Origin of the sequence: Catellatospora sp. NPDC049609 (genome assembly GCF_040675365.1) — a bacterium.
Classification (GTDB): domain Bacteria; phylum Actinomycetota; class Actinomycetes; order Mycobacteriales; family Micromonosporaceae; genus Catellatospora.
Map to the genome: position 1 here is coordinate 1 of NZ_JBFAOU010000273.1, position 7,202 is coordinate 7,202.

6 protein-coding genes are annotated in these 7,202 nt (G+C 75.0%); 2 read left to right on the plus strand and 4 right to left on the minus strand.

Going from position 1 to position 7,202, the window contains the following annotated elements:
- The 4 genes from AB0J67_RS37950 to AB0J67_RS37965 all read right to left on the minus strand — a co-directional run.
- A partial coding sequence (locus AB0J67_RS37950) for a GDSL-type esterase/lipase family protein (RefSeq protein WP_363490123.1) occupies positions 1-1,022 on the minus strand: 1,022 nt, incomplete at its 3' end.
- A gap of 206 nt (positions 1,023-1,228) precedes the next feature.
- On the minus strand, positions 1,229-2,437 hold the full coding sequence (locus AB0J67_RS37955) for a macrolide family glycosyltransferase (protein ID WP_363490125.1): 1,209 nt from the start codon (positions 2,435-2,437) through the stop codon (positions 1,229-1,231).
- Positions 2,430-3,767, minus strand: coding sequence for a condensation domain-containing protein (locus AB0J67_RS37960; protein ID WP_363490127.1), 1,338 nt, complete (start codon positions 3,765-3,767; stop codon positions 2,430-2,432). The genes AB0J67_RS37955 and AB0J67_RS37960 overlap by 8 nt, the downstream gene beginning before the upstream one ends.
- A 16-nt stretch (positions 3,768-3,783) precedes the next feature.
- Entirely contained in the window at positions 3,784-5,046 is a 1,263-nt protein-coding gene (locus AB0J67_RS37965; RefSeq protein ID WP_363490129.1) for a hypothetical protein, read from the minus strand.
- A gap of 58 nt (positions 5,047-5,104) precedes the next feature.
- On the opposite strand from AB0J67_RS37965, the gene AB0J67_RS37970 reads away from it, so the two are divergent.
- On the plus strand, positions 5,105-6,883 hold the full coding sequence (locus AB0J67_RS37970; RefSeq protein ID WP_363490131.1) for an ABC transporter ATP-binding protein: 1,779 nt from the start codon (positions 5,105-5,107) through the stop codon (positions 6,881-6,883).
- A gap of 100 nt (positions 6,884-6,983) precedes the next feature.
- On the plus strand, positions 6,984-7,202 hold a 219-nt coding region (locus tag AB0J67_RS37975; protein ID WP_363490133.1), incomplete at its 3' end, for a hypothetical protein.

Consider the following 7,202-nt stretch of genomic DNA (forward strand, 5'->3'; position numbering starts at 1 on the left):
TCGAACGGGCCGAGGGTGGCCACGACGGTGCGCAGGCCGCGGTCCTTGGCCTGGATCGCGAGCTGGTTGAGGCCGTCGATGACCCGGTCGGCGGGAAACCCGGACAGGTGGACGTCGTTGATGCCGAGTTCGACGAACACGGTCCGGGCGCCGGGCTGGTTGAACACGTCGTCGTCGAGGCGTGCCAGGGCGCTGTCGCCCAGGGCGGGTGAGTTGATGGCCAGGCCGTCCTTGGTGACCTGGTTCCCGGCGAGGCTGACGTTGATCACGCCGGGGTCGCCCACGGCGGGCCAGGTGCCGGTGATGCGGGAGGCGAGGTAGTCGGGCCAGCGGGTGTTGGCGCCGATGGTCGAGCCGGAGCCGTCGGAGACGGAGTCGCCGAGCACGACGACGGTGCCCAGGCCGGTCCTGGTCGACACCTCGACGCCGGCGAGGTAGTAGAAGTGGTTGTAGGCGGCGCTGTGGCCGGTGCCGTCGGTGTCCTCGGCGCGGTCGCCGGGGTAGACGTAGGCGGTCTGCCGCGCGGTCCAGTGCCACGAGGTGGGCCCGGTCGTGGTCGGCAGGTAGATCGTCACCGCGAGCTCGGAGGTGTTGGCGACGGGCAGGTCGATCGGGTCGCTGAGGATCTCGGCGCCCTTGTACACGGTCGTGGACTGGCTGCCGCCGAAGGTGACCTCCCGGATCGAGCCCGGCTGCAGCGTGGGTGATCCCGCGGTGGCGGGCACCCCGACGCTGGCGTGGCCGATGGTCAGCGGGCCGGTGCCGTGGGCGTTGGTGAACCGCAGCCGCACCTGCTCGCCGCCCAGCGACACCCGCACGAGCTGGCGGATCGACTGGTCGGTGAAGCCGTTGAGCGAGCTGCCCGTGTTGGCCAGGCTCGGCGCGGTCAGTGCGGTCCCCCATGTCCCCACCCAGCGTGGCGGCAGCCCGCCCGAGGCCGGACCTGCGGCGGCGACCAGGCTGGTCGCGGCCAGGCCGAGGCCGGCGAGCCCGGCCACGACACGCCTACGATTGATGATCACTTGTGGAACCTCCGTAGATTCCCGAGGGGGACACGGCGGGACGTCCCGCCGCCGGGACCACGATGCCAATAAATAGTTAAGTTTCTTACGTACAAAGCAGTGATCACGGCTGCCGGTTCGGTTGATATATACCGGCCCATTTATCGATGGCACGTGCTCGCACGGTTGTGGCGGGCCGCCCGGGGGGCGCCGGACGGCCCGCCGGCCTATCCCCCGCTGCCCCGCGCCCGGCCCGCCAGGCAGGACTCGACGATGTCGGCGGCGCGCGCCGCACCTCCCGCGGCGAGCACCTCGGCCCGCATCGCCGCCACCCCGGCCGCGATGGCCGGGTCCGCCGCGACCCGGTCCACCGTCGCGCGCAGCAGGGCCGGGGTGAGCCCGTCCAGGCGCAGCGCGGCGCCCATGCCGGTCTCGGTGATCCGGGCGGCGTTGACGTCCTGCTCCAGCGTCCGGGCGACGGCCACGTGCGGCACGCCCGCCTGCACGCCCTCCATCACCCCGCCCAGGCCCGCGTGCGAGACGAACACCTTGGCGTGCGCCAGCACCGCGAGCTGCGGAGCCATCGGCACGACCGCGACGTTGGCGGGCGGCGGCCCGAGTGCGGCCGGGTCCAGCCGGCGGCCCACGGCCAGCACCACGTGCCACGGCGTGTCCGCGAACGCCTCGAAGACCAGGCGGTAGAAGTCGGGCCAGTGGTTGTTCAGCGTGCCCAGCGACACCAGCGCCACCGGCGAACCGTCGGCGGGCGGCGACCACGCCCCGTCCCCGGCGCGCGGCACCGTGCACGGCCCGACGAACCCGAACTCCGGGCCGAACCGCTCGCCCGCGTACTGGAACGCGCGCGGCAGGAACGCCAGGTGGCGCACCACACGGGGGCTCAGGAACTCCTCGGCGGGCAGCGTGGTCAGGCCGCGGTCGGCGAGGAACTTCTCCAGCCGCACGCCGTACTCGACCAGGGTCGGGTGGTGGGGGTCCACCGGCACCGCGTCGCCGATCGACCAGGGACCGGCCGAGACCATCATCGGCCACAGCTGGACCGCCGGGATCGCGTGCGTGTGGGCGAACACGTGCCCGGCGAACGCCAGCCGGTCGAACAGCACCAGGTCGGGCCGGTCGGCCAGCAGCGGCGGCTCCAGCTGCGGCAGGGTGTGCTCGGTCTCGGCGAGGAAGTTGAGCAGGCTGCGTCCGATGTGCTCGCCGCGGTCCGGCGTGCGCGCGCCCGGATCGGTGTCGCCGGGCCGCGTCGAGGTGTACGGGATCACCCGCGCGCCCGCCGCGGTCACGTACGCCGCGCGGTCAGCGGTGGCCGTGCAGCTGACCCGGTGCCCGCGCCGCACCAGCTCGCCGATCAGCCCGAGGGTCGGGAACAGGTGCCCGAGCGCCGGGATGTTGAAGAACGCGATGTGGCTACCCATGCCGCACCCCGAACATGGACCGGCCGGCAGCACCCGGCATGGCCCGGACCAGGTCGGCGACCTCGCCGACGATCGCGGCGGCGGTGCCGGCGGTGAACAGGCCGGTGTCGTAGCGCAGCGTCAGGTCCAGACCCTGCGGCCCGCGCCAGGCGTCGAGCACCAGGTCGTGCAGGATCTGCGGCGCCGCCTGGCCGAACGGCGCCCAGCGCAGCCCCGGCGCGCCGCCCGCGGTCTGCGTGTGCAGCGAGAAGATCACCTGGAACAGCTGGGTGCGCGACCGGTCCTCCGGCGGGGCGACCGCGGCCACCACCTGCCCGAACGGCACCGCCTGGCGGGCCAGCCCGGCGATCACCTCGGCCCGCACCCGCGCCAGCAGCTCGGCCGGGTCGGGGTCGCCGGACAGGTCGGCGCGCAGGGCGATCATGTTGCTGAACAGGCCGACCGCCTCCTCCGTCTCCTCCAGCAGGCGACCGGAGACGGGCGTGCCGACACAGAAGTCGCGCTGGCCCGAGCGGCGCGCGAGCACCGCCAGCAGCGCGGTGAGCAGCGCCATGAACGGGGTGGTCCGGTGCGCGCGGGCGAACGCGTCCAGCGCGTCCGCGGCGGCGGCGTCGACGCGCAGGTCGACCTGCTCGGCGCGGGTGGTCTTCACCGGCGGCCGGGGCAGGTCGGTGGGCAGGTCCAGCGGCGGCACCCCGCGCAGATGCTCGGCCCACCAGCGCAGGTCCGCGCCGCCGTCACCGGCCGCGCACTGCTCGGCGGCGAACGCGGCGTACCCGATCGGCGGCTCGGGCAGCGGGGTGCCGCGGTAGAGCGCGGCCAGGTCGCGCTGCAGCACCATCGCCGACTCCCCGTCGGCCAGCAGGTGGTGCACGGCCAGGCACCAGACGTGGTCGTCGGGCCCGAGCCGGATGAGCAGGGAGCGCACCAGCGTGCCGCCGTCGAGGTCGAGCAGCGCCCCGGCCAGCTCGGCGACCAGCGCCCGCGCGCTCGCCTCCGGATCGGCGTGGGCGCTGACGTCGGCGTGCTCGGTGTCCAGCCCACCGGGCGGGGCGATGACCTGCCGCGGGCCGTCCGCGTCGATCGCGAACGTGGTCCGCAGCGCGTCGTGCCGGTCGGCCAGGGCGTCCACCGCCGCGGTGAAGGCGGGCACGTCCAACGGCTCGGTGATCCGGTTGGCGATCACCACGATCGGCGACGCGGTGCCCGGATAGGCCGTGCACAGATGCCACATGCGCCGCTGCAGCAGGGACAGCGGAGCGCTGAGCAGCGCCTGCGACTCCATCGACACCCCGCTCTCGACGACGATCCATACATGGGCATACAACATCTAGCATGGCCGCCGCTTACTGCAAAGATTCTTTCCAAAAAACCTCGCCGCACTGACCAGCGTGTACATATCCGTCCGATATGGCTTCCCGCACCATGGGATCGACGAGCGCGGCCAACCCCCCGAGCCGATGCCGCGGCACGAACCGCCGCAGCGCCCCCGGCGCGAACGTCCGCAACGCCGCCCTCGCCCGCGCCGTCGCGAGAACCTCCACGAGGTCTGCGGGATCGCTGCAGTTTCGGGGAAACCGCTGCTCTGCGCCCGGAAGTTCGTGCCGTTTCCCCGAAACTGCGTGGCCGGTCGGCGGCGAGGAGCCGATGGGCGGGGTGGGGCCGGTCGGGGGCGTAGGGCCGGTCGGCGGCGTGGTGGCGGACGGGGGTGGGGTCGGTTGGCGGAGGGTGTCGTGGGTGGCTACGCCGAGGCAGAAGGCGGTGAGCCAGAGCTGGAGGAGGAGGGAGTCTGCCACGACGCGGCGGACGCGGCCGGCCGGGTCGTGGCGGGCGGCGGTGACCGCGTAGCGGTCGAGCAGGTCGGGGATGGTGAGGCCGGACGGGGCGAGGAACTCGTCGGCGCGGATCGACCGCCAGCCGTCGCCGTCGGGCACCTGGCAGATGGCGATCCCCTCGAACAGCGGCAGGTACGGCACCAGGCGCGGGGCGAGTTCCCGATGCCACGGCACGGTGCCGCCGCCGAACAGCGCGGCGTGGCGCGGGCCGTGCAGCACGTCGTTGCCGACCAGCGAGTCGCCGGGCTCGTGCTCGGCCAGGTTGGGGCAGCTCACCAGCGGCGCGATCCGGTGCGCGCGGGCGAACCGCAGCAGCAGCACGTCGTCGGGCTCGCCGGGCTCGGCCGGGAACTCGGCCAGCGCGTGCGCGACGGCGGTGGGCAGCACCACGGCTGTCGTCGGCACGTACGGGTCCAGCAGCGGCACCCAGCCCGCCCCGGCCAGCGCGGCCAGCCGCACCGCCGCCGAGGTGCGCGAACCCCACTCGCTGAACAGGCACAGGATCCGGTCCGGCCGGGCCGCGACCGCCTCCCGCACCAGCCGGGCGAACCCGGGCGCCAGCCGCATGTCGTCCTGCACCAGCAGGCGGTGCGTGGCCGCGGGGTCGGCGCGCCGCCAGGCCAGCCGGGTGGTGCGCAGCGCGCTGCGGGGGCCGTCCGGATCGGGATCCTCGACGATCTCGAAGTCCAGCCCTGGCCGGCTCGCGGCGAGCATGGCCGCGGCGCGGCGTCGGCGCGGGTGCGTGGTCACCGCGGCAGAGATGGACGCGTGCATTTAAGTATGTTAACTATTACCTCGATGGATGTGACCGGCCGACTACACGGAGGTGCGGGTGCGGCGCTGGATCGACACCGCCCGGCTGCTGCGCCGGGCCGGCCCGCTGCCGGTGACGGCGGCGCTGCTGGTCAGCACCGCGTTCGGGCTCGCCCCGATCGCCTTCATGCTCGGCATGGCCGTGCTGCTGTCCCGGGTGCCCGCGGTCGCCCGGGGCGAGGCCGCGTTCGGCGCCGCCGCCGCGCTCACCATCGCCATGCTCGCCGCACAGCAGCTGCTCGGCCCCTTCCAGACCGCGCTGGGTGAGCTGATCGCCCGCCGCGTCGACGGGCACTGCGTCCAGCGTGCGCTCGCCGCGGCGTACCGGGACGCGCCGGTCGCGGCCCTGGAACGGCCCGGCACGCTGGACCTGCTGGCCGACGTGCGCACCGCGATCGACCGGGCCGGCCCGTCGCCGGGTGCCGCCGCCGCGGCGCTGCCCGCGCTGACCGCCCGGTACGCCGGGCTCGCCGGTGCGGTCGTGCTCGCCGGGGTGGTGCTCTCCCCCGCCGTCGCGGCGCTGGTCGCGGCGACCGCGCTGGTGGTGCGGTTCGGGCAGCGCGGCTCGCTGGGCCGCTTCGCCGCCGGGTGGGACGCGCTCTCGCCGCAGCGCCGCCGGCTGGCGTACGTGCGCGGCCTGGCCACCGGCACCGAGGCGGCCAAGGAGATCCGGGTGCTCGGCCTGCTCGGCTTCCTCGGCGGGCGGCTGCACACCGAGCACCGCGGCTACCTCGACCCGCTGTGGGCGATGCGCCGCCGCCTGCTGCGCCGGCCGTTCGTCGGGTTCGCCCTGGCCGGGCTCGCCGGAGCGGCCGTGGCCCTGGTCGCCGTCGCCCGCGCCACCGCGTCGGGCGAGCTGGACCTGCTCGGGTTCGCCGTGGCGGTGCAGGCGGTGCTCGTGCCGATCCGGTTCGGGGTGTACTTCCCCGAGGCCGACGTGCAGACCCAGTTCGGCGGCCGGGCGTACGCCGCGCTCACCGGTTTCGAGCAGGCGACCCGCGGCGCAGCGCTGCCCGGCGACGCGCCCGCCGCCGCCCCGCGCGAGGAGATCCGGTTCGCCGGGGTCGGCTTCGCCTACCCGGACGGCCGCCGCGTCTTCACCGACCTCGACCTGACCATCCCGGCCGGACGGTGCACCGCGATCGTCGGGCTCAACGGCGCGGGCAAGACCACCCTGGTCAAGCTGCTGACCCGCTGCTACGACCCGGACCGGGGCGCGATCACCGCCGACGGCGTCGACCTGCGCGAGCTGGACCCGGCATCCTGGCAGCGGCGCCTCGCCGTCATCTTCCAGGACTTCAACCGGTACGAGCTCAGCGCGGGCGAGAACATCGGGCTCGGCGCGGGCGACGAGCACGGCTGGCGGGCGGCGGCCGCCCGCGCGGGCGCCGACGACCTGCTCGACGCGCTGCCGGGTGGCCTGGGCACCACGCTGAACGCCCGCTACCCCGGCGGCACGGACCTGTCCGGCGGGCAGTGGCAGCGGGTCGCGCTCGCCCGCGCCCTGCACGCCGTCGCGGGCGGCGCCCGGGTGCTCGTGCTCGACGAGCCCACCGCCGCCCTCGACGTCCGCGCCGAGGTCGAGTTCTTCGACCGCTTCCTCACCCAGACCGAGGGCCTGACCAGCGTCATCGTCTCGCACCGCTTCTCCACCGTGCGGCGCGCCGACCAGATCGTGGTGCTGTCCGACGGGCAGGTCGTCGAGCGCGGCAGCCACGACGAGCTGACGGCCGCGCGGGGCCACTACGCCGAGATGTTCGCGTTGCAGGCCAGCCGCTTCCGCGAGGCCGTCGCATGACCGGGCGCGAAGCGGGCTCCGGTCCCGCTCAGGCCGGCTGCCAGCGCGGTGCGAGGTCCGGCCCGGCACACGCCGGCCGCGGTCGCGGCGGGGCGGGCGCATGAGGACGCTGCGCGCGGCGGCCGGGTTCGTGTTCGGGCTCGCCTGGGGCGCCGACCGGCGCAAGCTGCTGATCGGGGTGGCACTGCTGCTGGCGGGATACCTGGCCACACCGTTCGCCGGGTTCCTGCTGCGCGACTTCACCGACGCCGCGCTGCGCGGCGCCGCCCGCGCGGCCGGCGGCAACCGCCGCAGCTCCCCGCTCAGCACCATCCCGGGA